The sequence below is a fragment of the Dactylosporangium sp. NPDC049525 genome, from assembly GCF_040676755.1.
Taxonomy (GTDB): Bacteria; Actinomycetota; Actinomycetes; order Mycobacteriales; family Micromonosporaceae; genus Dactylosporangium.
Genome location: NZ_JBFAPO010000019.1, coordinates 16862 through 43167, shown reverse-complemented (window position 1 = coordinate 43167; position 26306 = coordinate 16862). Strand labels below are relative to the sequence as shown.

General features: G+C 72.3%; 23 protein-coding genes. 12 read left to right on the top strand and 11 right to left on the bottom strand.

The window, feature by feature from the left end:
• Nucleotides 1-584: 584 nt before the first annotated feature.
• Nucleotides 585-2036 carry a glycoside hydrolase family 3 N-terminal domain-containing protein gene (locus AB0K00_RS26240; RefSeq protein ID WP_363524723.1) on the bottom strand — a complete coding sequence of 484 codons (1452 nt, stop codon included), beginning with the start codon at nucleotides 2034-2036 and terminating at the stop codon, nucleotides 585-587.
• Between the two features lie 185 nt (nucleotides 2037-2221).
• Between AB0K00_RS26240 and AB0K00_RS26235 the strand changes: the two genes are divergently transcribed.
• Nucleotides 2222-3394: an ROK family transcriptional regulator gene (locus AB0K00_RS26235; RefSeq protein ID WP_363524721.1), complete on the top strand. Its 1173-nt coding sequence runs from the start codon at nucleotides 2222-2224 to the stop codon at nucleotides 3392-3394.
• Between the two features lie 40 nt (nucleotides 3395-3434).
• Here the strand turns inward: AB0K00_RS26235 and AB0K00_RS26230 are convergent, their stop codons facing one another.
• Nucleotides 3435-4436 (bottom strand): ABC transporter permease subunit, encoded by a 1002-nt coding sequence (locus AB0K00_RS26230; protein ID WP_363524718.1) that lies wholly within the window; start codon nucleotides 4434-4436, stop codon nucleotides 3435-3437.
• Nucleotides 4433-5458, bottom strand: a complete 1026-nt coding sequence (locus tag AB0K00_RS26225; RefSeq protein WP_363524716.1) for an ATP-binding cassette domain-containing protein — start codon at nucleotides 5456-5458, stop codon at nucleotides 4433-4435. The genes AB0K00_RS26230 and AB0K00_RS26225 overlap by 4 nt, the downstream gene beginning before the upstream one ends.
• Before the next feature lie 31 nt (nucleotides 5459-5489).
• Here AB0K00_RS26225 and AB0K00_RS26220 point away from each other — a divergent pair, with 31 nt between their 5' ends.
• From AB0K00_RS26220 to AB0K00_RS26210, 3 genes are read left to right on the top strand one after another with little or no spacing between them, the layout of a single operon-like run.
• Nucleotides 5490-6320, top strand: a complete 831-nt coding sequence (locus AB0K00_RS26220; protein ID WP_363524713.1) for an ABC transporter ATP-binding protein — start codon at nucleotides 5490-5492, stop codon at nucleotides 6318-6320.
• 54 nt (nucleotides 6321-6374) lie between these two features.
• Nucleotides 6375-7373 carry a transporter substrate-binding domain-containing protein gene (locus AB0K00_RS26215; RefSeq protein WP_363524710.1) on the top strand — a complete coding sequence of 333 codons (999 nt, stop codon included), beginning with the start codon at nucleotides 6375-6377 and terminating at the stop codon, nucleotides 7371-7373.
• Entirely contained in the window at nucleotides 7355-8317 is a 963-nt protein-coding gene (locus AB0K00_RS26210; RefSeq protein ID WP_363524707.1) for a hypothetical protein, read from the top strand. Before AB0K00_RS26215 ends, AB0K00_RS26210 begins: the two co-directional genes overlap by 19 nt.
• A gap of 123 nt (nucleotides 8318-8440) precedes the next feature.
• Here the strand turns inward: AB0K00_RS26210 and AB0K00_RS26205 are convergent, their stop codons facing one another.
• A complete protein-coding gene (locus AB0K00_RS26205; RefSeq protein ID WP_363524704.1) occupies nucleotides 8441-9214 on the bottom strand; it encodes an enoyl-CoA hydratase-related protein in 774 nt (257 codons plus the stop codon).
• 62 nt (nucleotides 9215-9276) lie between these two features.
• On the opposite strand from AB0K00_RS26205, the gene AB0K00_RS26200 reads away from it, so the two are divergent.
• From AB0K00_RS26200 to AB0K00_RS26185, 4 genes are all read left to right on the top strand, one after another.
• On the top strand, nucleotides 9277-9747 hold the full coding sequence (locus AB0K00_RS26200; RefSeq protein WP_363524701.1) for a DUF6232 family protein: 471 nt from the start codon (nucleotides 9277-9279) through the stop codon (nucleotides 9745-9747).
• A gap of 17 nt (nucleotides 9748-9764) precedes the next feature.
• The gene (locus tag AB0K00_RS26195) at nucleotides 9765-11981 is read left to right on the top strand and encodes an Hsp70 family protein (RefSeq protein WP_363524700.1); all 2217 of its coding nucleotides are present in this window, start codon (nucleotides 9765-9767) and stop codon (nucleotides 11979-11981) included.
• Between the two features lie 33 nt (nucleotides 11982-12014).
• Entirely contained in the window at nucleotides 12015-14354 is a 2340-nt protein-coding gene (locus AB0K00_RS26190) for an Hsp70 family protein (protein ID WP_363524697.1), read from the top strand.
• Nucleotides 14355-14453: 99 nt separating this feature from the next.
• Nucleotides 14454-16076 (top strand): acetolactate synthase, encoded by a 1623-nt coding sequence (locus AB0K00_RS26185; protein ID WP_363524694.1) that lies wholly within the window; start codon nucleotides 14454-14456, stop codon nucleotides 16074-16076.
• Nucleotides 16077-16092: 16 nt separating this feature from the next.
• Here the strand turns inward: AB0K00_RS26185 and AB0K00_RS26180 are convergent, their stop codons facing one another.
• Genes AB0K00_RS26180 through AB0K00_RS26170 form a run of 3 tightly spaced genes read right to left on the bottom strand, consistent with a single transcriptional unit; the run spans nucleotide 16093 to nucleotide 19763 of the window.
• Nucleotides 16093-16773 carry a phosphonatase-like hydrolase gene (locus AB0K00_RS26180; RefSeq protein ID WP_363524692.1) on the bottom strand — a complete coding sequence of 227 codons (681 nt, stop codon included), beginning with the start codon at nucleotides 16771-16773 and terminating at the stop codon, nucleotides 16093-16095.
• Nucleotides 16774-16824: 51 nt separating this feature from the next.
• The gene (locus AB0K00_RS26175; protein ID WP_363524690.1) at nucleotides 16825-18336 is read right to left on the bottom strand and encodes a phospholipase D-like domain-containing protein; all 1512 of its coding nucleotides are present in this window, start codon (nucleotides 18334-18336) and stop codon (nucleotides 16825-16827) included.
• Entirely contained in the window at nucleotides 18333-19763 is a 1431-nt protein-coding gene (locus tag AB0K00_RS26170) for a phosphatase PAP2 family protein (protein WP_363524687.1), read from the bottom strand. The genes AB0K00_RS26175 and AB0K00_RS26170 overlap by 4 nt, the downstream gene beginning before the upstream one ends.
• Nucleotides 19764-19799: 36 nt before the next feature.
• Between AB0K00_RS26170 and AB0K00_RS26165 the strand changes: the two genes are divergently transcribed.
• Nucleotides 19800-20615, top strand: a complete 816-nt coding sequence (locus AB0K00_RS26165; RefSeq protein ID WP_363524684.1) for a DUF1206 domain-containing protein — start codon at nucleotides 19800-19802, stop codon at nucleotides 20613-20615.
• The gene (locus AB0K00_RS26160; RefSeq protein ID WP_363524681.1) at nucleotides 20612-21541 is read left to right on the top strand and encodes a diacylglycerol kinase family protein; all 930 of its coding nucleotides are present in this window, start codon (nucleotides 20612-20614) and stop codon (nucleotides 21539-21541) included. The genes AB0K00_RS26165 and AB0K00_RS26160 overlap by 4 nt, the downstream gene beginning before the upstream one ends.
• Here the strand turns inward: AB0K00_RS26160 and AB0K00_RS26155 are convergent.
• Genes AB0K00_RS26155 through AB0K00_RS26145 form a run of 3 tightly spaced genes read right to left on the bottom strand, consistent with a single transcriptional unit; the run spans nucleotide 21516 to nucleotide 22588 of the window.
• Nucleotides 21516-21887, bottom strand: a complete 372-nt coding sequence (locus AB0K00_RS26155; protein WP_363524678.1) for a PLD nuclease N-terminal domain-containing protein — start codon at nucleotides 21885-21887, stop codon at nucleotides 21516-21518. The genes AB0K00_RS26160 and AB0K00_RS26155 overlap by 26 nt on opposite strands.
• 27 nt (nucleotides 21888-21914) lie before the next feature.
• Entirely contained in the window at nucleotides 21915-22226 is a 312-nt protein-coding gene (locus AB0K00_RS26150) for a DUF202 domain-containing protein (protein ID WP_363524675.1), read from the bottom strand.
• Nucleotides 22223-22588, bottom strand: coding sequence for a DUF202 domain-containing protein (locus tag AB0K00_RS26145; RefSeq protein WP_363524672.1), 366 nt, complete (start codon nucleotides 22586-22588; stop codon nucleotides 22223-22225). The genes AB0K00_RS26150 and AB0K00_RS26145 overlap by 4 nt, the downstream gene beginning before the upstream one ends.
• A gap of 39 nt (nucleotides 22589-22627) precedes the next feature.
• Between AB0K00_RS26145 and AB0K00_RS26140 the strand changes: the two genes are divergently transcribed.
• Complete coding sequence (locus tag AB0K00_RS26140; RefSeq protein ID WP_363524669.1) at nucleotides 22628-25153, top strand: FtsX-like permease family protein; 2526 nt, start codon at nucleotides 22628-22630, stop codon at nucleotides 25151-25153.
• Here the strand turns inward: AB0K00_RS26140 and AB0K00_RS26135 are convergent.
• Nucleotides 25150-25335: a hypothetical protein gene (locus AB0K00_RS26135; RefSeq protein WP_363524666.1), complete on the bottom strand. Its 186-nt coding sequence runs from the start codon at nucleotides 25333-25335 to the stop codon at nucleotides 25150-25152. The two genes, AB0K00_RS26140 and AB0K00_RS26135, sit on opposite strands and share 4 nt — an antisense overlap.
• A gap of 179 nt (nucleotides 25336-25514) precedes the next feature.
• Here AB0K00_RS26135 and AB0K00_RS26130 point away from each other — a divergent pair, with 179 nt between their 5' ends.
• Nucleotides 25515-26294, top strand: a complete 780-nt coding sequence (locus AB0K00_RS26130) for an electron transfer flavoprotein subunit beta/FixA family protein (protein ID WP_363524663.1) — start codon at nucleotides 25515-25517, stop codon at nucleotides 26292-26294.
• Nucleotides 26295-26306 lie beyond the last annotated feature (12 nt).

The following is a 26306-nucleotide window of genomic DNA, read 5'->3' as shown; positions in this document are numbered from 1 at the left end:
GGGCTTCCTGTTCACCCCCCAAGATCCTCTGGTCGTCTTCCGTTGAGGTTCGCGTGGGGGTACGCCGCCTGGACTGATTTCTGGTGCAGGTCCGCGTAGGTCGGTGGTTCCGCGCAGCCTCCGGCCGCGCGAATGGGTGGCGTGGTTGCGGTCCGTGCCGTGTCGAGGTGATCCCAAGCCAGGTCCGAACGCACATGATCCAGCGCCGTCGAGGTCATCATTCGGTGGTGCCACACCGTCGCCAGTTCCAAAAAACGAACAACCCGAACGATCCCAGGGGTCAGAGCCCCGCAGATCCTTCGGGTTGTTCGACCGATGATCGATGGCTTTGTTTTTTGGCCAGCGACGGTGTTGTAGCACCGAATGATGCGCTCGACGGCGCTGGATCATGTGCGTGCGGACCTGGCTTGGTATCACCGCAACTACGGCACGGACGGTGACCGCGCTACCCATTCGCGCGGCCGGAGGCTGTGCGGAACCACCGACCTACGCGGACCTGCACCAGGAATCACTCCAGGCGGCGTACCCCCACGCGAACCTCAACGGAAAGACGACCACAGGATCTTGGGGGAGTACGAATACCGTCAGGCAGCCAAGCCCAGCGTCTCAGCAGCGGCACGGCCGTTGGCGTGGCTGGCGCCCCAGGTGGTGATGAAGGCCCGCACCCCAGCCGGCCGCCACGAGGACGGCCACCCCATCTCGACGACAGTGACCGGGTGGGTGGTGGCCAAGGCATCGACCAGGGCACGGGCGCCCGGCAGCCGGTGGACGTTACGACCCACGACGACGATCGGACGGGTGCCCGCCACGGCGCGCAGCTCGGCCGGGTCGGTCTGCGCCGCTACCACGCGGATCTGCTCGGTGCCGTTGACGTGCGGGCCGAGCCCCCACGGGACGCGGCCGGCGGCGATCGACGACTCCGACTCCAGCTGGACGATGAGCGGGGCGGAGGAGCGGTCGACCGAGCCCTCGATGCGCACGGCGCTGAGCGCGGCCGGGTACCCGAGCCCGGGCTCCTCCCGGTCGGTGCGGTCGCCTTGGCGGGTCCAGTCGGACAGGGCCTGGACGCGGGCGGCGGCCTCCTCCAGGCGGGCGAGGGGCAGGCGGCCGTCCTGGACGGCGGTGACGATCTCGTCCACGCAGGCGAGGGTCAGCTTCTCGTCGACGTCGGCGCCGATGCAGAGCAGATCGGCGCCGGCGGCCAGGGCGAGGACGGCGCCGGCCTGGGTGCTGCCGGCGTAACGGGCGGCGCCGAGCATCTCCAGGGCGTCGGTGACGACGACGCCGGTGAAGCCGAGCTCGGTCCGGAGCAGGTCGACGAGGACGGCCTTGCTGAAGGTGGCCGGGGCGTCGCCGGTCAGGGTGGGTACGCGGATGTGCGCACTCATGATCGACTTGGCGCCGGCCTCGACGGCTGCCGCGAACGGCGGCAGCTCGCGGCGGCGGAGCTCCTCGAAGGAGATGTCGACGGTCGGCAGCTCGAGGTGGGAGTCGGCGAGGGTGGCGCCGTGGCCGGGGAAGTGCTTGGCGCAGGCGGCCACGCGGGCGCTCTGCAGGCCGAGCACCGCGGCGGCGGTGTGCGCGGCGACGAGGTGCGGGTCGGCGCCGAAGCTGCGGGTGCCGATGATCGGGTTGTCGTCGGCGGTGTTGACGTCGACGGTGGGCGCGAGGTTGAGGTTGAGCCCCAGCTGGTCGAGCTCGGCGCCGATGGTGCGGTACACCCGGCGGGTGATCGCCGGATCGCCGAGCGCGCCGAGCGCGGCGTTGCCCGGATACGGGCTGCCGAGGCGGTGCGCCAGGCGGGTGACGTCGCCGCCCTCCTCGTCGATGGCGATCAGCACGCCGTCGCGGGCGGTGTGCAGGCTCGCGGTGAGCGCGGCGACCTGGTCGCGGTCCACGATGTTGTAGCCGAACAGCAGGTGCCCGGCCATCCCCTCGGCGAGCAGGTCGACGGCCCAGGCCGGGGCCTGTGCGCCAGGGAAGGCGCCGAGCAGCGTGCCCAGCGCCAGCCGGCGGAGTCCTGGATCGTTCGACACGGTGTTCCCCCCTCAGCGCGTGGACCAGTGTTGAACACTCGTCTGATGCGCTATCCACGATCGTAAGAGCATCTTGACCAGTTGTGCGTAGGCCGTGCGGGTGGTGTGACCGTACGCTTTCCGGTATAGGTTGCCCGAGGCAATCTAATAGGAAAGTTTCTTAAATACTAGGGGTGTTCATCACCATGAGTTCTGCTCGTCTTCCAGGCACCCCTAGGTTGCTGCGCGCGCTCAACGACCGCGCCGCCCTCGAGCTGCTGCTCAGCAAGGGTCCACTCACCCGCGCGCAGCTCGGTGAGCTGACCGGGCTGTCCAAGGTCACCGCGTCCCAGCTGGTGGAGCGCCTCGAGGAGCGTGGGCTCGTGGCCCGCGTCGGCGAGCAAGCCGGCGGCCGGGGGCCCAACGCCCAGATGTACGCCGTGGTCCCCGCGACCGCGTACGTCGTCGGCGTCGAGGCCGGCCCGCAGCACGTCGTGGCCGGCGTGGCCGACATCACCGGCAAGATCGTCGGGCGCACCGACGTGTCGATCGGCGAGGGCGACGACCCGGTCAAGGTCGTGCACGCCGCCGTCGTCGAGGCGGCCGGCGAGGCAGGTGCGCCGATCGACCGCATCCGCCGGATCGTGCTCGGCACGCCCGGCCTGGTCGACCCGAAGAGCGGCGAGATCACGTTTGCCTGGGACCTGCCGCGCTGGCACCGGGGGCTGCTCACGGCGCTGCGCGAGGACCTCGGCCGGCCCGTCGCGTTCGAGAACGACGTGAACCTCGCCGCCATCGCCGAGCAGCACAGCGGCGCCGCGCTCGGCGCGAAGGACTTCGTGCTGGTCTGGCTGGACCGCGGCGTCGGCACCGCCGTCGTGCTCGGCGGGCGGCTGCACCGCGGCAGCGTCGGCGCGGCCGGCGAGATCGGCTACCTGCCGGTCGCGGGCACCCAGGTCAGCCGCGACGCGTCGCGCCGGGCGAAGAGCGGCTTCCGGATGCTCACCGACGCCGCGGCGGTGAAGGCGGTCGCGAAGACCCACGGGTTCAAGGCCTCGGGCGCCGGAGAGGCGATCAGGGCGGCCATCGCCGCGGGCACGGCCGGGAGCCCCTTCCTGGACGAGCTGGCCCGCCGCATCTCCCTGGGCGTGGCGTCGGTCGGACTGGTGCTCGACCCTGAGCTGGTCGTCCTCGCCGGCGAGATCGGCCAGGCCGGCGGCGCCGACCTCGCGCAGCGGGTGCAGCACGAGGTCGCCGCGATCGCCGTGGTCTCCCCGCGGGTCGTGGCCACCGAGGTGTCCAGCGAGCCCGTTCTCAACGGCGCCATCCTGACCGGTCTCGACGCGGTCCGGGAAGAGGTCTTCGGCGACACCGCGTGAACCGCCGCCGGGCCCGGTCGCAGACCGGGCCCGGACGACGCTAGTTCGTGTCGCGGCGGCGCATCGAGACGAACGCGCCGGCCAGCAGCACCGCGACCACCAGCGTCAGGACCAGCCCGGCCTGCTGCCAGCTGCCGGACAGCACGGTCGCGGCCGGCGAGCAGCCCGTGTCGGAGCAGGACGCCGGGGTGCTCTCGAACGCGGTCGACTTGTTCATCCACGCCGAGACCCAGCTGGACAGCCGGTACTTGGCCGAGTAGTCGACGCCGCCGATCACCTGGAACAGGATGATCGCGCCCAGCTCGTAGACGACCAGGTACGCGATGCCGACCCCGAGCGCCGTCGACGTGTGCCGGCCCATCGAGGCGATCGCGAACCCCAGTGCCGTGCCGGCCATCGCCAGCAGGGCCACGCGGACCGCGGTGATCAGCAGCGACATCCAGTCGGCGAACCCCATCACGTTGACCGAGTCGTTGACCGCGTCGACCGCCACGAAAGCGCCGGTCCAGGCAGCGAGGTACACCACCGACACCAGCGCGACCCCGGCACAGGCCGCGATCAGTTTGGCGGCGAGGACCCTGCCTCGCCGCGGGGCCCAGAGCAGCAGGTTGAGCATGCCGCCGGAGCTCCATTCCACGCCCACGAACGACGCGCCCAGCACGAAACCGGCGACCGTCAGCACGATCGCTGCCGTGGTGAACAGGGACGGCCACTGGCGGCTGAACGAGAAGCCGAAGTCGAGCATCGTGTCGGTGGTGGGGCGCGCGCCGTAGTCGCAGCCGCGGGGGAAGTTCACGCCGGGCGGCGCGGTCTCCGTGCCGCTCTGCACCGCCTCGCACAGCGCGACGTTGCGGTCGTAGATGACCGCGGCGGCCTCCGCGCGCTGGCCGGCGGTGCGGATCTCGGCCTCGGTCGGCGTGCTGCGGGTCAGCGTGAACCCGAACGTCAGGAAGGCGAGCAGCGTCGCGATGAGCACGAGGGTCACCAGCGTGACCCGGCGGCTGAACAGGCGGGCCCACTCGGCCCGCAGCAGCGGAGTCATGCCTGCCGTCCGTTCTCGATGATCTGGCCGGTGACCTCGAACGGTGGCCCGGGCGGGGGCCCGTCGTGGCCGGGCCAGTCGGAGTTGTCGACCGGGCGGAACTGCCCGCGGCGGGGGCCACCGCCGGTCAGGGTGAGGAACGCGTCCTCCAGCTGCGCGACCGGTGCCAGCTCCCGCACCCACAGGTCGTGCAGGCCCAGCGCGCGGGACACCCAGGCGGGGTCGGCCAGGTCGTGCACGACGATCTGGTCGCCGGAGACGGTGACCTGCGCACCGGCGTCGGCGAGGATCTGCGCGGCCCGGGGCACGTCGTCGACGCGGACCCGGTAGGTGCCGCGGTCGTTGGCGGCGAGCACCTCCGACACCGGGCCGGCGGCGACCCGGCGGCCGCGGGAGATGATCGTGACCGAGTCGCAGATCTGCTGGATCTCGGCGAGGATGTGGCTGGAGATGACCACGGTCGAGCCGCGGTCGGCCTGCTCGCGGAGCAGGTCGCGCATCTCCCGGATGCCGGCCGGGTCCAGCCCGTTGCTCGGCTCGTCCAGGATCAGCAGCTCGGGGTCCTTCAGCAGGGCCGAGGCCACCGCGAGGCGCTGCTTCATGCCCATCGAGTAGGTCTTGACCATGTCCTCGGCGCGGCTGGCGAGGCCGACCTGGTCCAGCACGACGTCGACCCGCTGCTTCGGCACGCCGCCGGCCTTGGCCAGCAGCAGGAGCGTCTTGTGCCCGGTGAAGTTGCCGAAGAACGCCGGCGCCTCGACGATCGCGCCGACCCGCGACACCACCTGCGGCAACGCCCTCGGGACCGGCTGGCCGAGGATGCGCATGTGCCCCGAGTCGGCCCGCAACAGCCCGAGCAGCGTCTTGAGCGTCGTGCTCTTGCCGGACCCGTTGGGCCCGAGGAAGCCGTGGATCTGCCCCTGGTGGACCTCCATGTCGAGGTGGTCCAGCGCGACCCGTGGCTTGCCGAACAGTGTCTGGTAGGTCTTCACCAGACCGGCGATTTCCAGTACGGCACTCATCCCCGCGCACGATACGGCTTTTGTCCAGCGGATGGGGGGCAGGGCCAGCGCCGGGGCGGCGACGTGGTTGGATTGGCCCGTGTCTGATGACCTTGTCATCGCGGTGGACAAAGCGACGGTGACCCGCAACCGGTCCGACCTCATCCGATCGGTGAGCTGGCAGGTCGAGCTCGACGAGCGCTGGGTCGTGCTCGGCCCTAACGGTGCCGGCAAGACCACGCTGCTCAACCTCGCCGGTGCCCGGCTGTATCCGACCCGCGGCACGGTGACCGTGCTGGGGGAGAAGCTCGGCCGCACCAACATCAACGAGCTGAAGACCCGGCTCGGGTTCTCCTCCGCGGGGCTGCAGCTGCCGGGCGACGAGACGGTCCGTGACGTCGTCATCACCGCCTCGTGGGCGGTCGTGGGGCGCTTCACCGAGCGGTATGACCGCATGGACGAGTCCCGCGCGCAGGCGCTGCTGGAGCAGTTCGGTGTCGGCGCGCTCGCCGACCGGCTCTACGGCACCCTGTCCGAGGGCGAGCGCAAGCGGGTCCAGATCGCCCGGTCGCTGATGGTCGACCCGGAGCTGCTGCTGCTCGACGAGCCGACCGCCGGGCTGGACCTCGGCGCCCGCGAGGACCTCGTGCGGCGGCTGTCGGAGCTGGCCGCCGACCCGGACTCGCCGGCGATCGTGCTCGTCACGCACCACGTCGAGGAGATCCCGCCGGAGTTCACGCACGCGCTGCTGATGCGTGACGGCGGCGTCGTGGCACAGGGCCTGCTGCGCGACACCGTGACGGCGGAGAATCTCTCCAAGACGTTCGGGCTGCCGCTGCGACTGTCGATCGTGGACGGTCGCTACCACGCGCAGGCAATGTAGAAAACTGTCACACCCGAGCGGTACCGTTCGATGCATTCGAACGGGGGGTGCGTGGTGGCCGAGCCAGGGGACGACCCGCCAGCCGACGATCCACCCGGCGACCCTGAGCCCGCGCCGGTGCGCCGCACCCGGGTCGCGCGCCTGGTCGCGTGGGTCGTCGTGCTGGTCGCGGTGGTCGTCGTGGCGGTGGTCGTGGTCATCGACGTCGGCCCGCCGTCCGAGGCCGACCTGCGCCGCAGCGCCATCGGCGGGCGCGGCGAGCTGCTCATCGGGGTCAAGGACGACACCCCGGGCGTGAGCCTGCGCGACAAGGCGACCGGCGAGTATGCCGGGTTCGACATCGACATCGCCTATCTCATCGCCGGCGACCTCGGGTTCCGCCCCGACCAGGTGCGGTTCCTGTCGATCGAGACCGAGGACCGGGCGCGCATGCAGGCCCGCGACCGCGACGGCAGGTTCGTCACCGTCGACCTCGTCGTCGCCAGCTTCAGCATCACCAAGGAGCGGTCGGAGCAGCCCGGGGTCCGTTTCGCCGGGCCATATCTGAGCACCCAGCAGTCGGTGGTCACCGGCAAGGCGCACAAGCCGGTCAGCAGCCTCGAGGACCTGCGCGGCGAGCGGGTCTGCACCCTCGCCACGTCCACGTCCAGCGAGGTCGCGCAGAGGGCCGGCGTGACCCTCTCCGGCAAGAACGAGATCAGTGCCTGCGTCGCCGGGCTCAAGGCCGGCGAGTTCGACGCCGTCACCACCGACGCCGCGATCCTCGCCGGGTTCGTCGCGCTGGACGGCGGCCAGACGTTCGTGCACCACGACGTCGGGCTCACCGGCGACGAGCGGTGGGGCGTCAACTGCGGCGACAACGAGGCCCTGCAGACACTGGTGAATCTTTACCTGTATCGCTCCGCCCACGACCCGACCGACCGGCGGTGGGAGCAGGCATACGACCGGTATCTGCGCAGTGAGCAGCGGTTCAGCCCCAACCAGCAGGTGGCCATCGACCATCAGCCCGAGGTGCCGAAGGTGGACGTGCGCCAGTGGCCGTGGGAGAGGTAGGCGACCGGCAGTGGCTGCTGCCGTTGCTGCCGACGTTTCCGATCGTCCTGCTGGTGCTGCGGCTGTGGTATCTGAGCCGGCAGAACGTGCCGACGATGCTGCTGTTCGTGCAATACGTCAGCCCGCTGGGCCTGCTCAGCACGCTGGTGATCGCGCTGCTGTGGGTGTTCCCGGCGACGCTGCTGCTGACCCGGGTCCTGGGCGCGCTGCTGGAGCTCAGCGACCCCGCCGCGGCCGCGACGTCGCGGCTGGCCGCGGCCGCCCGGCGGATCCCCGACTGGGTGGTCGTCGTCGCGCTGGTGATCGGCACGCTGACCTGGCAGCTGCGGTTCCTGCCGACGCTGGTCATGGTCGCGCTGTCGATCCTGGGCCTGGTGGTGCGGCAGCGGGGCGCCAACACCGGCGCAGCCGCAGCCGCGACCGGCGTGGTGCTGCCGTTCGTGGCGGCGCTGCTGCAGTACACCTTCCTCGGACCGGCGATCGTCGAGGCCTTCCGGCAGCGCGAGCCGGTCACCTTCGTGCTGCTCGCGCTGCCGCCGCTGGTGACGCCGCTGCTCACGGGCCCGGTGCCGGCGTGGGCGGCCCGGCCGGTGACGCACTGGCCGGCGGTGGTGGCCGCGTTCGCGGCGCCGTTCCTCGTCGGGGTCGTGTTCCTGCGCGCCCCGATCCTGCCGACGGTTGCGATCGACACCGACGACGGCGTCCTCGTCGGCTCGGTGATCACCGTCGACGACCGGATGACGACGCTGCTGGACACCGGCGGCACCGTCCAGTTCGTGCTCAACGAGCGGATCCAGGCGAAGGTGCTCTGCGACGCCGGCGACCGCCCGCCCGGCAGCAGGGTCGACGCGCACGGCTGGTCGGTCGAGCAGACCGCCCTGACGTGGATCGCGCCGACCCGCCGGCCCGCTCCGGTCGACCCCCGCTGCGAGGGCCGACGCTAGCCCGGATTCCCCTGGATCAACGGCTTGCGGCAGCCCAGACGACCAAGCCCGGTGCGCGCGGCCGCTTCACTGCACGGTACCGCACGCCACCTAATGGATCTTCGGATACATCGCTCTGCGTAGTCAGGCGAAGTTCGGCTTGCGTTTTTCCACGAATGCGGTCATGCCCTCGGTCTTGTCCTCCGTGGCGAACAGTGCCGCGAACAGCTGGCTCTCCCACGCCAGGCCCGAGGCCAGATCCATGTCCAAGCCGCCGTCCACCGCAAGCTTAGCGGCCCGCAACGCGTGCGCCGGCCCGCGCACGTAGGGCTCGACCATCGCCTTCGCCGCCGCGTACACCTCCGCGGCCGGGACGACCTTGTCGACCAGGCCGATCGACAGCGCCTCGGCGGCCTTCACGAACCGCCCGGACATGATCAGGTCCTTGGCACGGGCCGGCCCGACGAGGCGCGCCAGCCGCTGCGTCCCGCCCGCCCCCGGGATGATGCCGAGAGTGATCTCCGGCTGGCCCAGGGTCGCGTCCTCGGCGGAGACGCGCCAGTCCGCGGTCAGCGCGAGCTCGCAGCCGCCGCCGAGCGCATACCCGTTGATCGCCGCGACGACCGGCTTCGGGATGCGCGCCACCGCGTCGAACGCGCCGGTGAGCGCCGTGGCCCGGGAGCCCATCTGGGAGTAGCCCATGCCGGCCATCTCCTTGATGTCGGCGCCGGCGGCGAAGACCTTGTCTCCCCCGTACAGGATGACCGCCCGCACGTCCGGGTCCGCCGTCGCGGCGCCGGCCGCCTCGCGCAGCTCCTCCTGGATCTGGATGTTCAGCGCGTTGACCGGCGGACGGTCCAGCCGGATCGTACCGATACCATCTTCGATCTCCAGCCGGACCAGCCTGCTGTCGCCCACAGTGTCTCCTCAACGTCGTTGTCGTTGCCCGCAGCGTATTCCGGCGTACCGTCGGATGTGCCATGGCGACCACGTACTACCGCGACCACGCGGTGCACATCAGCTCCGAGGGTGTGCGCGTCGATGACGCGTGGTATCCGCTGGACACGCTCACCTACATCTGGCACCAGCGCACCGGCCGGCTCGTGCAGGGCGCCTACATGCTCGCCACCCGCGGCGGCGCCGTCGTGCTGATCGTCGGGCTGCTCGTGGCCGCCGGCATGGCCGCGCGCCGGATCGACTTCAACGGGCCCGACTCCACGATGTACATCGCGGGCGGCATCCTCGGCATCATCGTGATCGGCGGGATCGTGGCGTTCAGCGTCGAGGGTCTGCTCGACCTGCTCGACCGGGCACACGATCACGGCAAGGGCATCCACGAGATCTGGGTGCGCACCCGCGACGGCGACTCGATGATCTTCTCGACCAGCGACTCGCCGAAATTCGGGCAGATCTATCGCGCCCTGCAGCGGGCCGTCGAGCAGTCGGCGTAACCCTTAGGATTCCGGGCATGGTGGCCCTGGGCGTGGACTTCGGCACGTCGCACACCGTCGCCGTGGCCCGCTGGCCCGACGGCCGCGCCCGCCCCCTGCTCTTCGACGGCACGCCGCTGCTGCCGTCGGCGACGTTCTGGGACGACGGCGCGCTCGTCGTCGGCCGCGACGCCGTGCACAGCGCCCGCCGCGCCCCGGCCAGCTTCGAGCCCAACCCGAAGCGCCGCATCGACGACGGGCATGTGCTCCTCGGCGAGCGGGAGGTGCCGGTCCACGACCTGCTCGTCGCCGTCTTCCAGCGGGTCCGCGCCGAGTTCGTCCGCACCGCCGGGGGACCGCCGGTCACCGTCACCGTCACCCACCCGGCCAACTGGGCCTCCACCCGGCGCAAGGCTCTCGCCGCGGCGGTGCGGGCCGCCGACCTGCCCGAGGCGACCCTCGTGCCCGAGCCGGTGGCGGCCGCGACCTACTTCGTGCGGGTCCTGCGCCACCTGGTGCCCGTCGGCTCCGCCGTGGTGGTGTACGACCTGGGCGCCGGCACCTTCGACGGCAGCGTCGTCGCCCGCACCCCGACCGGCTTCGAGGTCCTCGCCGTCGACGGCCGCGACGACCTCGGCGGCCTCGACTTCGACGAGATCGTCCTGGCGATGATCGGCCGCACCCTGCCGCCCGAGCGGTGGCAGCGGCTGATCACGCCGTCGACGATCGAGGAGGCGCGGGCCGCCCGGACGCTGCGCGACGAGGTCCGCGAGGCCAAGGAGCGGCTCTCCCGCGCCTCCTCGGTCACGGTCCTGATCCCGCTGCTGGACGTCGACGTGCAGCTCACCCGCGAGGAGTTCGAAGCGGCGGCCCGGCCGCTGGTGGAGCGTTCCGTGCGGGTGCTGACCGAGACGGTCCGGCTGTCGCGGGTCACGGCCGAGCAGGTCGCGGGGATCTTCCTGGTGGGCGGGGCGAGCCAGATCCCGCTCGTCGCCACCGAGCTGCACCGCGCGTTCGGCCGGCCGCCGGTGACGATCGAGCAGCCGGAGATGGTGGTCGCCGAGGGCAGTGTCCTGGTCGGCGCACGGGTCGACAAGCCGACCGGCGCCGTCGTGCCCGCGCCCCGTCCGCCTTCGGGTGGTGTACGGGGTCGCGCCCCGTCGAGCAGCGTGCCTTCGGGCGGTGCCCGGGCCGTCGCCGCCGGGAATGCCGTGGTTCCGGTGTCCGCCGAGCCCGTCTCCGGGGGCGTGGCACCGGTGCGTCCGGATCCCGTGTCGGGGCAGCCGGCGCCGTCGGGGTCGCCGGTCGCGCTGCCGGGGTCGCCGGTCGCTCCGTCCGGGTCGCCCGCGTCCTTCGGTGCCGGGTCGCCCGCGTCCTTCGGTGCCGCGCCGCCGGCGTCTTTCGGTGCCGCGCCGCCCGGGGCGCCCGCGCCGTCCGGGTCGTTCGGCATCGCGCCGTCCGGGTCGTTCGGCGTCGCGCTGCCGGGATCGCCGGCGTCGTTCCATGCCGCTCCGTCCGGGTCGCCGGCCGCTCCGCCGGGGTCGCCGGTTGCGCCGCCAGGGTCGCCTGCCGGGCCGCCGGTGTCGCCTGCCGCCGGGCCGGCCGGGGTGGCGCCGGTCTCCGGGGCGCGGGCGCCGGTTTCGCCGGGATCCGTGCCGTTCGGCCCTTTGCCGTTCAGCCCGGCGCCGCCCGTACACCGGATGCCGCCGCAACCCATGCCGTATCCGCCGCCACGTCCGGTCTACTACCAGCCGCTCCCGCCGCAGGTGGTCTACGTGCCGCAACCGATGCCGTATCCGCCGCCGCCGCGCCGGATCGCGCCGGGGGCGATCCGCTGGCCCGCGGGCTTCCTGACGCTGTACGGCGTGCTCATGTACATCCTGACCGCGCTGCTCACCCTGGCCCTGATCGTCTACAAGCTGCCGAACTCCGGCGCCACCACCTCGGACTCGTCGTGGCAGGCCGGGCTCTACGGCGCGCTGATCAGCCTCGGCCTCGCGGTGCTGTTCACGCACGGCGCCCGGCGGCTACGCCGCGGCAGCAACGGCCACGTGTGGTACCCGATGGCGCTGTGCCTGCTCGTCGCCGCCGGCGGGGCGTACAGCGCACGGGACTCGGGCCAGCCCGCCTGGCTCGGCCTCAGCGTCGTGTACGGCGGGTCCGCGCTACTCCTTCTGCTGCCCAGCGCACGGGCCTGGGTCCGGCCGCTGCGCCCCCCGCCGGTCGGCAACGCGACCGGAGCGCCCGAGGCGTGAGAAGAGTCGTACCCGCCGCCTAGACTTCGGGGCATGCCAACGCCAGGGATTCGGCTCGGTGTCGACTTCGGCACCTCCAACACCGTCGCCGTGGTGCGGTGGCCGGACGGGCGGTCCCGCGCGCTGCTGTTCGACGGCTCGCCGCTGCTGCCCTCCGCCGTCTATGCCGAGCCCGGCGGGACCGTGATCGTCGGCCGGGACGCGGTGCACAGCGCCCGGCTGGAGCCGGCCCGTTTCGAGCCCAACCCGAAGCGCCGCATCGACGACGGCACCGTGCTGCTCGGCGACCGGGAGATCCCGGTCAACGAGCTCGTCGCCACCGTCCTGCGGCGGGTCCGCGACGAGTGGACGCGCACCGTCGGCGACGTTGCGTCCGAGGTGACCGTGACGTTCCCGGCGTCGTGGGGCGCCACCCGGCGGCTCGCCGTCGCCGACGCCGCGGCCGCCGCCGGCCTGGGCCAGGTGCGCCTCGTCCCGGAGCCCGTCGCGGCCGCCGCCTACTTCACCCAGGTGCTCGGCAAGGACGTGCCGGTCGGCTCGGTCGTGGTCGTCCACGACTTCGGCGCGGGCACGTTCGACGCCAGCGTCGTGGCCCGCACGCAGGGCGGCTTCGAGGTCCTCGCCGTCGACGGGCGCGACGACATCGGCGGCATCGACGTCGACAACGCGATCGTGGCCCACATCGGCGCGATCTGCCAGCCGCAGGCCCCGCAGGAGTGGCAGCGGCTGATGAGCCCGCAGACGGTCGAGGACCGGCGGGCCCGGCGGCTGCTGTTCGACGACGCCAGGGTCGCGAAGGAGCGGCTGTCCCGGCAGCCGGCGTCCGATCTGACCGTGCCGCTGCTCAATATCGACGTGCACCTCACCCGCGACGAGCTGGAGCGGCTCGCGCAGCCGCTGCTGGAGCAGACGGTCCGCGTCACGCAGGGCGTCATGCGGTGGGCGCAGCTGAGCGAGGGCAGCATCGCAGGCGTGTTCCTGGTCGGCGGCTCCAGCCGGATGCCGCTGGTCGGCACGCTGCTGCATCGCGCGCTGGGCACGGCCCCGGTGGTGATCGAGCAGCCGGAGCTGGTGGTCGCCGAGGGCAGCATGCTGACCGGCTCGACGGAGATCCCCGCGACGGCGGCGCCCGCCCCGGGACCGGCGACGGGTGTGATCCCGCAGGTGCCGGGCTTCGACTGGCAGCCACCGGCCCAGACCTCCGGCGGCCCGCAGTCCGGCGCCGGACAGTTCGGCGCGGCGGCGGGCGCGGGGCAGTTCGGCGGCGGTCAACCGAGTGGCGGCCAACCAAGCGGTGGTCAGTTCGGGGCCGCACAGTCTGGCGCGGGGCAGTTCGGCGCGCAGCAGCCCGGCGGCGGCCAGTTCGGCGCGGCGCCGGCCGGCGGCGGCCAGTTCGGTGGTCAGCCCGGTGGTCAGCCCGGTGGGGGCCAGTCCGGCGCGGGGCAGTCCGGCGCGGGGCAGCAGGCCGGAGCCGGTGGGGCGGGGCAGTCCGGGGCGGATGTGCCGCTGTGGCCTGAGGCGGGCACGTTCGCCGCGGAGGCCGCCGCGAGCGCCGCGCCGATGTCAGGGGTGCCCATGTCGGCGCCGCCGGTTTCGTCGCCGCCCGGCGGTGGATATCCGACGTATCCGGCGTCGGCTCCGCCCGGGAACTACGCCGGCAGCCAGGCCACGTCCCAGCAGAGCGGCTACGGCGTGCCGGCCTCGGGTCCGCCCGTGAACTACGGCCCGCAGGTCTCCGTGCCGCCGGCCAACTACAACCAGCCGATGTCGGCGCCCCCGGCGAACTACAACCAGCCGATGTCGGCGCCCCCGGCCAACTACAACCAGCCGGCGTCGGCGCCGCCGGCGAACTACGGACAGCCCGCGCCGGGCCAGCAGGGCTACAACCAGCCCGCCTCGGCGCCGCCGGCGAACTACAACCAGCCGATGTCAGGGCCGCCGGCGAGTTACAACCAGCCGATGTCGGGACCGCCGGTCTCGTCGCCGCCGGTGTCCGCGCCGCCGAACCGGGCGGCGGGGAACATCTTCGTGTCCAGTGGCAGGGGGCCGGTGAGTCCCACAGCGCCGGCCGAGCCGGCGACCCGCTACGACGAGTTCGGCAACCCGGTCCGGCAGGGCGGCACGCAGCAGCGGCCGGCGTATCCGCAGCCCTCGCAACGGTCCGGGCAGTCGCGTCCCGCGCCGCGCGGCGACGAGCGGCGGCCGGGTGGCGGGACCAGACGGCGGGGACCGTTCGCGCGTGCGATGCTCACGCTGCTGGTGCTCGTGCTGCTGGTCGCGACCCCGCTCGTCGCCGGATATGTCTCCTTCTATCTCACCGCCGACCACTGGCCGCCGCCGGCTGACAAGTGGTTCGACACCTCCGGGCGATGAAGGCTCCGCGGCGATGAAGGCTCCGGGGGCGATGAAGGCTCCGCGGCACGGTGAAAGTGAGTAACATTCGCGTCGGTCGGACCTGATCGAGGAGGGTGCATGACGCAGATCGACGGGCACGGCGGGGACCTGGCTCTCGCGGCGCTGCGGGGCTTCGGGGTCGAGGAGCTGTTCACGCTCTCCGGCGCCCACGTCTTCCCGCTGTATGACGCCGCCCACAAGACCGGCGTGCGGATCGTCGACGTGCGGCACGAGCAGTCCGCGGTCTTCGCCGCCGAGGCCGTCGCCAAGCTGCAGCGCCGCCCCGGGCTGGCCGTCCTGACCGCCGGCCCCGGCGTCACCAACGGCATCTCCGGCCTGACCAGCGCCTCGTTCAACGGCGCGCCGGTGGTCGTGATCGGCGGGCGGGCGCCGCAGTTCCGCTGGGGCTCGGGCAGCCTGCAGGAGATGGATCACCTGCCGATCGTCCGCGCGGTCACCAAGCACGCGGAGACCATCCTTGCCACCGATCAGGTGTATGCCCGCATGCAGGCCGCGGCCCTCGCCGCGCTGACCCCGCACCGGGGGCCGGTCTTCGTCGACCTGCCCCTCGAGGTGGTGTTCTCGCAGGAGAACGGGATCGAGGCGGCGCCGGCACCGGCCGTGCCGCATGTGGAGCCGGACCCGGACGAGGTCGCGCGGGCGGTGCAGCTGCTCGCCGCGGCGCAGCGACCGGTGATCATCGCGGGTTCCGACGTGTGGGCCGGGCACGCCACCGCCGCGCTGCGGGAGGCGGCTGAGGCGCTGCGCGTGCCGGTGTTCGCCAACGGCATGGGCCGCGGCACGCTGCCGCCGTCGCACCCGCTCGCGTTCTCCCGGGCCCGCAAGGCGGCGTTCGGCGGCGCGGACGTGATCGCGGTTGTCGGCACCCCGCTGGACTTCCGGCTCGGCTTCGGCGACTTCGGCGGCGCGCAGGTCGTGCACGTCACCGACGCGCCGTCGCAGCGGGCCGGGCACGTCACCCCGGCCGCCGCACCGTCGGGTGACCTGCGGGCGATCCTGGCGTCGTTCGCGTCGTACGCGGGACTCGTCGCCGATCACGAGGATTGGATCGAGGCGCTGCGGGCCGCCGAGGACGCCGGTCGGGTCCGGGAGCGGCAGGCACTGGACGCGGACACCGATCCGATCAAGCCGAGCCGCGTCTATGGCGAGCTGCGCAAGGTCCTCGCCGACGACGCCGTCACGATCGGCGACGGCGGCGACTTCGTCTCCTATGCCGGCAAGTATCTCGAGCCGTCGCAGCCGGGCACCTGGCTCGACCCGGGGCCGTATGGCTGCCTCGGCACCGGCATGGGCTACGCGATGGGGGCCCGGGTGACGTATCCGGACCGCCAGATCTGCGTGCTGATGGGCGACGGCGCCGCCGGCTTCTCGCTGATGGACGTCGAGTCGCTGGTGCGCCAGCAGCTGCCGGTCGTGATCGTGGTCGGCAACAACGGCATCTGGGGGCTGGAGAAGCACCCGATGCGCAACATCTACGGCTACGACGTCGCCGCCGACCTCCAGCCGGGGCTGCGCTACGACGACGTCGTCAGGGCGCTCGGCGGGGCCGGCGAGACGGTGGAGAAGCCGGGCGACCTCGCGGGCGCGTTCGGCCGGGCGTTCGCCTCGGGCGTGCCCTACCTGGTCAACGTGCTCACCGACCCCGAGGACGCCTACCCGAGGTCGTCGAACCTGGCGTAGGGCCACGCCACAACGGCTATTCCAGACCCAGGAGCCGGGGCAGCGAGCCGATCGACCCGATCACCTCGTGCGCCCCGGACGCCTGAAGGGCCTGCCGGTCACCGGCGCCGGTGAGGACGCCGACGAGCAGGCCGGCGCCGGCGCGCTGGCCTGCGATCAGGTCCAGCGGCGTGTCGCCGACGACGACCATGCGGCGCACGTCCTCGACGCCCAGCTTCAGCGCGGCGACCAGCATGAAGTCCGGGAACGGCCGGCCGCGGCCGGCGTCGGCGGGGGAGAGGACCAGGTCGACCTGGCCCCACCAGCCGAGGGCGTCCATGATCGCTTCCTGGGTGGCGCGGGCGAACCCGGTCGTCAGGGCCACCTTGATCCCCGCGGTCCGCAGCGTCTTGATGGCCTCCAGGGCGCCGGGGATCGGCAGCACGGCACCCTCGTCGACGAGCAGGCCGTAGGCCTCTTCGAAGGTCTCGTTGGCGGCCTGGGCGCGGCGCTCGTCACCGTCGAGCAGCAGCCGGAAGACCTCGATGCGGCTCTGCCCCATCGTCTTGCGCACGACGGCGAGCATCCGGTCGTGCTGCGGGGTGCCGGGCGCGACGCCCTCGCCCGCGAAGGCGACCGTGAAAGCCTGCTCGACCAGGCCGTCGTCCCGCACCGTCGTCCCCGCCATGTCGATGCAGGCGAGCTGCCACGCTGTCATCGCCCTATACGACCACGTCGACAAGGCGGGTGGGTGAACGGCGCAAAACGCTCAGAAGGCACCCGCCCGGCGCAGCCGCCGTGGCCTGCCATCGGGGTCGTGAATGGTGTTGTAGACCACACGTGCCCAGGCCGCCGTGCGGCGCGGTACCCGCGGCGGGTGGTAGGGCAGCAGCCGTCCGGCGGGGCGGGGGCCGATCCGGCCGGAGTCGTGCCACGCCTGCAGCGCCTTGGCGGAGGCGTCGAAGATCTCCTCGATCGGGCCCTCGGGCAGCTCGTCGAGCTCGAGGTGCTCCCGGCAGAGCCGCTCCCGCAGGTCCCGGGCGTAGGTGCCGGAAGGGTCGAGGATCGCGCAGGTGAGCTCCGAGTCGTGGGTCCAGGAGCGCAGCGACACGTTGTCGGAGCCGGTCGTGACCCAGGTGTCGTCCACGACGCAGACCTTGGCGTGCACGTAGATGGGGGTGCCCGCGGCGTTCTCCGGGCTGAAGACGTGCAGCCGGTCGCCGCCCGCCTCGCGAAGCATGGCGAGCGCCCGGGAACGGCCGTACAGCTGCGGCATGCTCCCGAACCTGCCGGGCCGGTCCGGATGGCGCGGCACGACGGCGACCAGGTGCAGGCCGGGGTTCTCCCGCAGCGCGTCGGCGAAGCAGCTGGCGACCTTCGGCGACCACAGGTACTGGTCCTCCAGGTAGATCAGCCGCCGGGCCTGCCTGACCGCCTTGCCGTAGCCGCGCGCGACGCTGAACTCGCCGTCCGGGGCGAACGGGTAGCCGCCGCGGCGGTAGGGGTACGTCCGCAGCAGCTGCACGCTCAGCGCCCCGGCCGGCGCCGGGTCGGGCAGCTGCGGCGGCAGCCGGTCGGGGTCCAGGTTCTCGTCCTCGACCTTGCCCTGCACCCAGTGCAGCGGGTTGCGTGACAGCGCCGACGGGTCCTCCCAACGTTCCCGGAACGTGGCCTCGACCTGGCCGACCACCGGCCCGCGCAGCTCCAGCTGCACGTCGTGCCAGGGTGCGCGGCGGCCGTACTTCGGGGTGATCTCCACCGGCTGCGGGTCCCCCTCGTGCGCGGGGGTGTCGCGGCGGCCGTGGCACAGGTCGATCCCGCCCACGTAGGCCCGGTCCAGCTCGGGCCGGGTGGGGTGGCGCAGGACGACAAGCTTCTGGTGGTGCGAGCCGCCGACGCGGACCCGCATGTCACGCAGGCACTCGCCGCCGGCGGCCTCGATCTTGCGGGCGAAGCGCCGGTTCTCCGCCGCGCTGAACTGCAGCGCGTTCCAGTGCGAGCGCCAGAGGAGTCCCTTGACGCGGACCCCGCGCTCGGCCGCGGCGCACAGCACCGAGCCGATCGACGGGCCGTGCTTGCTGACCCGCTGGCTCGCGTCACCGCGCCAGTCGGTGAACAGCAGCAGGTCCCCGCGCTCCATCCGTTCGATCGCGGCGTACAGCTCGGCGAAGTACTCCTTGCCGTCGATCAGCGGCCGCACGGCGTTGCCGTCGGTCCACGCTGTGATCCTGGTGTGCGGGTTGCCCCGCTCCTCCTCCGTGAGGAACCAGTCCTGGTTCATCGTGAGACGCCCGCGTCCTGGAGCTCACCGGCCGGCGCCGGGACCGGCTCCGAAGCGACGTCGCCGTTGGGTCTGATCAGCCAGTACATGGCGCACAGCCACAGTGCCGACAGCAGCACGCTGCCGAGGATGTCGGTCGGGTGGTGCATGCCGCGGTACATGCGGGAGACGGCGACCCACAGCGGCATCGCGACGGCGAGGACCGGCAGCACCCACCGCCACCAGGCCCGGGTTCGCGGCACGATCAGCACGGCGGCGGTCGCCCAGATCAGGATCGTGGCGGCGACGTGGCCGGACGGGAAGCTCGACGTCGGCATCGGACCGTCCATGTTCTCCACGTCGGGGCGGGCCCGGTCGACGATCGCGGCGCTGGCCAGGAACAGGGTCAGCTCGCCGAACATCACCGACAGCAGGAAGATCACCGGGCGCCAGCGGCGGATCGCGGCGAGGGACACCGCGCCGATCACGAGGCCGATCGCGAGGATCGCGTGGGTGTTGCCGACCTCGCTGCCGACGATGCTCACGTGCCCGAGCGCGTCGCTGCGGTGCGCGGCGAACCAGTGCGGGATCGTGGAGTCCCACAGGACGTTGCCGTTGCCGTCGCGGTACCGGGCGAGGGGGAGCCCGACCGCGACGAGCGCGCCGAAGGTGAAGACCCAGGCGACGGCGGCCCCGGCGAGCGCCCAGCCGGTGCCCGTCCGGTGCTCGTGCGGCTCGGTGGGGCGCAGGTCGTCGGCGGCCTCGGGCTCCAGCCCCTCCTCCAGGGGTTCGGTGACCCGCAGGCCCTCGTGGTGGCGCAGCAGTTCGAACGCGGTGGCGCAGAGCCCGATCCAGGCGATGCCCAGCGACCAGCCGCCGATCACGTCGGACAGGAAGTGCACGCCAAGCGCCAGCCGGCTGAACCCGACCAGCGCGACGATCACGCCGACGCCGATCACCGCCACCCTGCGCCAGCGGGGGCGCAGCGCCGGCAGGAACACCAGCAACAGCGCCGTGTAGCAGATCAGCGAGTTGAGGGAGTGGCCGCTGGGGAAGCTGTTGCCACCGCCGTGCGCGACGGGCTGCTCGACGACGGGGCGCAGCCGGCCGACCGCCAGCTTGAGGGTGGGGTCGAGGATGAGCCCGCCGACTGTGGTCGCGACCAGGAACCCAGCCAGCCTGTACTGCTTACGGACCAGCACCAGCGTGGTGCCGATCGCGACGAGCCAGGCCATGACGCCGAAGCTGCCGAGCCGGCTGATGCCACCCATCAGCGTAACCAGGAAGTCACTCGGCGCGACGGCCTCGTTGAGCTCCTCGGCGATGCCGCGGTCGACCGACTCCAGAGGTACCCAGCGCACCCGGACGGCGATGATCAACAGGCTGAACAGCAGGGCCGTGCCACCGAAGCCGGCCATGCGCAAAAGAGCGGATCTGGAGGTCCTCACGTTTGCCAGCATGCCCAGTCGGGGGAGAACGAGAACATGACGGCCGCCAATACAGCACACCGCGCCACGCAGAGTGACCTTTTCAAGAATCTGACCAAGGTCGGGTTCATCGGATACGGGCTGCTGCACCTCGCGCTCGCGTGGGTGGCGGCGCAGATCGCCTTCGGCGTGGGCGGGCAGGAGGGTGACCAGTCCGGCGCCTTCCAGAAGCTCGCGGAGCAGCCGTTCGGCAAGGTGCTGCTCTGGTTCACGCTGATCTGCCTGGTCGCACTCGCCCTGTGGCAGGTCGCCCTGGCGATCTGGGGCCACCGCGACGTGCGGGGCAAGGAACGGATCTGGGAGCGGGTCGCCTCGGCCGCCCGCGTGGTGATCTACGCCGCCCTGGCGTGGACCGCCGGCAAGGTCCTCACCGGCACACCGTCGTCCAGCGCCGACCAGCAGGAGCAGGCCACCGCCGGGATCATGGCCAAGCCGGCCGGCGCGTGGCTCATCGGGCTGATCGGCCTCGGCGTCCTCGCGTTCGGCGTCGGGATGCTCTGGTACGGGTGGAAGCGCAAGTTCGAACGCAAGCTGAACTTCGGTGCGGCGCTGCCCAAGACCCGCAAGACCGCGGTCCGCGCCGGGCAGATCGGCTACGGCGCGAAGGGTGTCGCGTTCGGCATCGTCGGCATCCTGCTGCTGCAGGCGGCGGTCACCAACGACCCCGGCAAGTCCCGTGGCCTCGACGCGGCGTTGCACGCCCTGGTCGAGCAGCCGTTCGGCAAGTTCCTGCTGCTCGCGGTGGCGCTCGGCGTCGCGGCGTTCGGCGTGTACTGCTTCTTCCAGGCCCGGTACCGCAAGGTCGGCACGTGACGCAGCGCGCCGCCGTCATCGTCAACCCGTCCAAGGTCATCGACCTCGACGAGCGGCGCAAGGAGATCTGTGACCTGCTCGCCGAGGCGGGCTGGCCCGAGCCGCTCTGGCTGACCACCACGCCCGAGGACCCCGGCTGTGGCATGGCGGTCCAGGCCGTGGAGGCCGCCGTCGACGTGGTGCTCACCTGTGGCGGCGACGGCACCGTGATGGCCGTCGCGTCGGTGCTCGCCGGCACGGACGTGGCCCTGGCGCTGGTGCCGTCGGGCACCGGCAACCTCCTGGCCACCAACCTCGGCGTCACCCGCGACGTGCGGGCCGCCGTCGACCTGGCGGTCCGGGGTGACCGGCGCCGCATCGACGTCGGCATCGTCGACGGCGCCGACACCAGCACCGGGCACCCCGGCACGTTCACGGTCATGGCCGGGATGGGATTCGACGCGGAGATGCTCGACGCCACCCCCGACACGATGAAGCGCCGGTTCGGCTGGCCCGCCTACGTCGTGGCCGGGCTCCGCACGCTGCGCCGCAAGCGGGTACCGATGCGGATCCGGCTCGACGGCGGCACGTGGCTGCGCCGCCGCGCCCGCACCGTGCTGGTCGCCAACGTGGGGCGCCTGCAGGGCGGGATCCCGCTGCTGCCGGATGCCCAGCCCGACGACGGCTGGCTGGACGTGGCGATCCTGACCCCCCGCGACCTCACCGACTGGATGCGGCTCGGGTGGGGCGTGATCATGCGCCGGGGTGACAGCCGGCAGCTGGAGACCTTCCGGGCGAAGAAGGTCGAGGTGCACAGCGACCGCGAACAGGCCCGCGAACTCGACGGCGACGTCGTCGCGCCGGCCCGCATGCTCGTGGCGACGATCTCACCCGCCGCGCTCCTGCTCTGCGTGCCGCGGGCTACCCCTCCTCCTCCCGGCGCTTGAGATCCTCCTCCCAGCGGCGCAGCAGCTCGGCGTCGTCGCGGGAGCGGCTCGTGTCGATGCCGCGCAGGAAATCGGGGTCGTCATCGGGTGCGACCGGCTTGGCCTGCCTGCGGCGCGGGCCGCCTGCCGGGCCGCCGGCCGAGGCAACCCCGGCGGGCTGCTCGGTCGCGAGCGGACGGCCCGCGAAGAACCAGGCGATGACGCCGACGACAGGGAGCAGCAGGATGACGAGACACCAGACGACCTTCGGTAGCCCACGGACGTCGTCGCGGTCCGTGGACAGGCAGTCGATCAACGCGACCAGCGTCGCGACCAGCACGATGAGAAAGGGCAGTGCACGTCCCATGGCGCCATCATGACGCAGCGAAGCGCCCTATGACACCAGCAAGAGGGTGCCCGTCACGCAGTACAGGAGGATGAGCGTGACGATGAGCGGTAGCGTGCGGCGCACCGGACGGGTGATCGAGCGGATTCTCACCCGGGCGAGGTGAATCGCGCCGGCCCAGGTGAGACCGACGGCGGCGACCGCGACGAGGGCGACCGGCCGGGGTGTCTGGAGCACGGCGAGCCGCGCCAGCAGCAGTGCCATCACGGTGAACGACACGGTCGTGCGCCGCCAGGACAGCACGGTGCGCTCCAGCTGGGTGTCCAGCGGGGTGTCGTCGTCGCGGGTCGGACCGCTCACAGGAACGTCGCCACCAGCAGGGCGACCGCGCCGAGCGCGACGATGAGCGACAGGATGCCGGGGAAGCGCGACGGCGGCAGCGCCTCACCCAGCCGCATCGCCCGTTCGCTGCGGGCCCAGTGGTCGATCGCGCGGATCGCGACCAGGCCGCCGAGCGCGAAGAGCGACACTGCGATCACGACCCGCAGCCGGTGGCCGGGCAGGAACTGCGAGACCGCCAGCCCGCCGCCGACCAGGGCCAGGGCCGTGCGTAGCCAGGCCAAGAACGTGCGCTCGTTCGCCAGGGAGAAGCGGTAGTCGGGCGTGCGGCCGACGGATCGCACCTCGTCCGGATCGAACCAGCGTCGGATGATTGCCCACATCGACACCATTGTCAGACTCCCTAGGTACAGTCGCGGCCGATGCTGCGAACAACTCTCGCCGGGCTGCGTGCTCACAAGCTACGGCTGCTGCTGACCGCGACCGCCATCATGATCGGAGTCGGGTTCCTCGCCGGCACCCTGGTCTATGGCGACACGGCCAAGGCCGCCTTCTACGACGACCTTGCCCGCGCCGCGAAGAACGTCGACGCGTCCGTCGGCTCGTCCGGCTTCAGCGAGTCCGGCCAGCGGTTCGACCCCGGCATCGTGGAGGAGATCAAGGCGGTGCCCGGCGTGGCGCACGCCGACGGCCGGATGGCCGAGCGGCTGCCCATGCTCGACGACAAGGGCCGGCTGATCTCCTACTTTGGCCGGATCGGCTGGGCGCTGTCCACCCCCGGTGATGATCATCTGTCGATGTACGACATCGGCACCGGCCGGCAGCCGCAGCGCGCCGGCGAGATCGCGGTCGACGACACCACCGCCAGGATCTACGGCTTCGAGGTCGGCGAGCGGATCTCCGTGGTCGGCCCCGACCAGAAACCGGTCGCGCTGACGCTGGTCGGCATCATGGACCTGGGCGCCAACAAGCGCTTCGCGGGCTTCACCGTCGCCGCGCTCACCCCGGAGGACATGCGGACGCTCACCGGCGCCGACGGCTACGCCCAGGTCGTCGTGTCCGCGCAGCCCGGCGTCACGCAGCAGCAGCTCGCCGACCGGCTGGAGTCGGCCCTCGGCGGCCGGGCCTGGGTGACCACCGGTGCGCAGCTGCGCGACGACTACGCCAGAGCCGCCGCCAAGTACGTCGACGGCTTCCTCATCGTGATCTTCGGCTTCGGGCTGATCGCGCTCGCGGTGTCCGTCTTCGTCATCTACAACACCTTCGCGATCCTGGTCGCCCAGCGGATCCGGGAGCTGGCGCTGCTGCGCTGCGTCGGGGCGTCCAAGGGGCAGCTGTTCGGCTCGGTGATCCTGGAAGCCGTCGTGGTCGGCGTCGTCGCCTCCCTCGGCGGCCTGCTCGTCAGCACCGTCGTCGGCGAGGGCCTGCTCATCGGCCGCAACACCGTCGGCAGCGGGGTGCGGGTCGACCGGCTGATCGTCGAGCCCCGCACCGTGCTGGTCGGCGTCTTCGCCGGGACGCTGTTCACGGTGATCGCGTCGCTGCTGCCGGCGGCCACCGCGAGCCGGATCCCGCCGATCGCCGCGCTGCGCACGACCACCCTGTCGGAGGTCGCCCCCGGGCGCCGGCTGCTGCGCATCGCCCTCGCGGCGGTGCCCGCGGCGGCCGGTGGGCTGCTGATGCTCTACGGCACCACGGTGCCCGGGTTCACCGGCGTGCCGATCGTGTTCCTCGGCGCGATCGCGGTCTTCACCGGCATCGTGATCGCGGCGCCGCTGATCGTGTCGCGGCTGACCGCCTGGGCGGGCTGGCTGCCGGCGAAGCTGTTCGGCGCCGCCGGCCGCCTCGCGGTCACCAACGCGCTGCGCAACCCCAAGCGGGTCGCGGCCACCACCAGCGCCCTGATGGTCGGCCTGGCGCTCATGAGTGTCTTCAGCGTGCTCCTGGCGACCGCGCGGGCCCAGGCGGAGCAGGAGCTGGACGAGAACTTCGCGGTCGACTACATCATCAGCGGCGTCTACACCCCGGGCGGGCAGAGCCGGAAGGTGCCCCTCGCGGTGACCGCGACCCTGCGCTCCCGCAGCGAGCTGGCCGCGGTCGCCGCCGCCCGCAGCCGCAGCGGCGACGTCGACGGCCGCGCCGCCGAGATCTGGTCGATGGAGCCCGGCGCGCTCGACACCGTCCTGCGGCCCGAGATCACCGCGGGCTCCGCCGGCGCGCTCAAGGCCGGCACGGTCGCCCTCAACCGGTTCTTCGCCGACGAGATCGGCGCCCGGGTCGGCTCCGAGGTGCGGGTGCGCACGCTGACGCTGACCGTCGCCGCGCTCTACGACGACGCCCCGACCGACGGCCAGGCGCTGCTGGACTGGAGCGACTACGCCACCGCGTTCGGCCCCGGCGACCCCGACCAGGTGCTGGTCAAGGCCGCGGAGGGGATCGCGCCGGAGGACTCGCGGGCCGCCGTCGACGCGTCGCTGGTCCAGGCACCGCTCACCCAGGTCAGCAGCCAGGCCGAGTGGCGGGCCCGGATCACCGGCTCCCTCGACGAGCAGCTCGGCGTGTTCTCCGCGCTGCTGGGCATGTCGATCGTGATCGGCCTGACCGGCATCGCCAACACCCTCGCCCTGTCGGTGCTGGAGCGCACCCGCGAGTCGGCGCTGCTGCGGGCGCTCGGGCTGTCCCGCGGCCAGCTGCGCGGGATGCTGGTGCTCGAGGCGATGCTGATGGCCTTCGTCGGCGCGGTCGTCGGCGTCGGCTTCGGCGTGCTCGTCGGCGTGTCCGCCTCGGTCGGCCTGATCCGGCAGTTCGGGCACGGGCACCCCGTCGTGCCCTACGGGCAGCTGCTGCTCTATGTCGTCATCGCCGCCGTGGCCGGCGCGGTGGCCGCCGTGCTGCCTGCCCGCCGCGCGGCCCGCACCGAGGTGGCGGCCGTGATGGCCGACGACTAGGCGGGCATCTGCCACAGCTCGCGGATGGTCTCGGTCACGCAGTGCTCGCGTGGGCGGCCGCAGGTGCACAGATGCCCGTCCGGCTCCTCGCACCGGCGGTGTGTGACCTTTTCCGCAGCGTGCTGTGCCACCGCCGCGGAGAGCGGCCGCGCGGGCTCGAAGAGTCCGGTGTTCTGTGACATTTCCCCCACCCCCGGCTTCAGGGTGAGCCGTCGGGTGACAGTTTTCACCGCGCTTGCCAACCTACTGTCGAGTAACATCCGGGAGGCGAACCTGTTACCGCCTGAGTTGAGCCGTAACGTGGGGCGCAAGTGGGCCGCGACGACGCGGCAACTGTCAAGCAGGAGGACCTCGGACCGCGATGAAAATCGTCGTACTCGTCAAGCAGGTGCCGGACTCCGGCGCGGACCGCAACCTGCGCAGTGACGACAACACCGTCGACCGCGCGTCGGCCAGCAACGTGATCAACGAGATGGACGAATACGCGATCGAAGAGGCGCTGCGCCTCCAGGAGGCGCACGGCGGCGAGGTGGTCATCCTGACCGTCGGGCCCGAGCGCGCCACCGAGTCGATCCGCAAGGCCCTGTCCATGGGCCCGGACTCAGCCGTCCACGTCGTCGACGACGCGCTGCACGGCTCGTGCGCCGTCGCCACCTCGAAGGTCCTCGCCGCCGCCATCGCCCAGCAGCGCGCCGACCTGGTCATCTGCGGCGCGGAGTCCACCGACGGCCGGGTGCAGGTGATGCCGCACATGATCGCCGAGCGGCTGGGCATCGCGGCGCTCACCGGCGCCCGCAAGCTCACCGTCGAGGGCGCCTCGCTCACCATCGAGCGGCAGACCGACGAGGGCTTCGAGGTCGTCACCGCCGCGACCCCGGCGCTGGTCAGCGTGTGGGACACGATCAACGACCCGCGCTACCCGTCGTTCAAGGGCATCATGGCGGCCAAGAAGAAGCCGCTGCAGACCCTGTCGCTGGGCGACCTGAACATCGCCGCGGGCGAGGTCGGCTTCGACGGCGCGACCAGCATCGTGGTCGAGCACACCAAGCGCCCGCCCCGCCAGGCCGGCAACAAGATCGACGCGGGTGACGACGGCGGCACCAAGCTCGTCGAATACCTGGCCTCCGAGAAGTTCGTCTAAGGGAGTTCGAAA

What these genes read in the sequence shown, in the direction of transcription:
- AB0K00_RS26235 (WP_363524721.1), top strand. Translation starts at nt 2,222, where the DNA reads ATGAGTTCTGCTCGTCTTCCAGGCACCCCTAGGTTGCTGCGCGCGCTC.
- AB0K00_RS26230 (WP_363524718.1), bottom strand. Translation starts at nt 4,436, where the DNA reads ATGACTCCGCTGCTGCGGGCCGAGTGGGCCCGCCTGTTCAGCCGCCGG.
- AB0K00_RS26225 (WP_363524716.1), bottom strand. Translation starts at nt 5,458, where the DNA reads ATGAGTGCCGTACTGGAAATCGCCGGTCTGGTGAAGACCTACCAGACA.
- AB0K00_RS26220 (WP_363524713.1), top strand. Translation starts at nt 5,490, where the DNA reads ATGGGGGGCAGGGCCAGCGCCGGGGCGGCGACGTGGTTGGATTGGCCC.
- AB0K00_RS26200 (WP_363524701.1), top strand. Translation starts at nt 9,277, where the DNA reads ATGGCGACCACGTACTACCGCGACCACGCGGTGCACATCAGCTCCGAG.
- AB0K00_RS26195 (WP_363524700.1), top strand. Translation starts at nt 9,765, where the DNA reads ATGGTGGCCCTGGGCGTGGACTTCGGCACGTCGCACACCGTCGCCGTG.
- AB0K00_RS26190 (WP_363524697.1), top strand. Translation starts at nt 12,015, where the DNA reads ATGCCAACGCCAGGGATTCGGCTCGGTGTCGACTTCGGCACCTCCAAC.
- AB0K00_RS26185 (WP_363524694.1), top strand. Translation starts at nt 14,454, where the DNA reads ATGACGCAGATCGACGGGCACGGCGGGGACCTGGCTCTCGCGGCGCTG.
- AB0K00_RS26180 (WP_363524692.1), bottom strand. Translation starts at nt 16,773, where the DNA reads ATGACAGCGTGGCAGCTCGCCTGCATCGACATGGCGGGGACGACGGTG.
- AB0K00_RS26175 (WP_363524690.1), bottom strand. Translation starts at nt 18,336, where the DNA reads ATGAACCAGGACTGGTTCCTCACGGAGGAGGAGCGGGGCAACCCGCAC.
- AB0K00_RS26165 (WP_363524684.1), top strand. Translation starts at nt 19,800, where the DNA reads ATGACGGCCGCCAATACAGCACACCGCGCCACGCAGAGTGACCTTTTC.
- AB0K00_RS26155 (WP_363524678.1), bottom strand. Translation starts at nt 21,887, where the DNA reads ATGGGACGTGCACTGCCCTTTCTCATCGTGCTGGTCGCGACGCTGGTC.
- AB0K00_RS26145 (WP_363524672.1), bottom strand. Translation starts at nt 22,588, where the DNA reads ATGTGGGCAATCATCCGACGCTGGTTCGATCCGGACGAGGTGCGATCC.
- AB0K00_RS26140 (WP_363524669.1), top strand. Translation starts at nt 22,628, where the DNA reads ATGCTGCGAACAACTCTCGCCGGGCTGCGTGCTCACAAGCTACGGCTG.
- AB0K00_RS26135 (WP_363524666.1), bottom strand. Translation starts at nt 25,335, where the DNA reads ATGTCACAGAACACCGGACTCTTCGAGCCCGCGCGGCCGCTCTCCGCG.
- AB0K00_RS26130 (WP_363524663.1), top strand. Translation starts at nt 25,515, where the DNA reads ATGAAAATCGTCGTACTCGTCAAGCAGGTGCCGGACTCCGGCGCGGAC.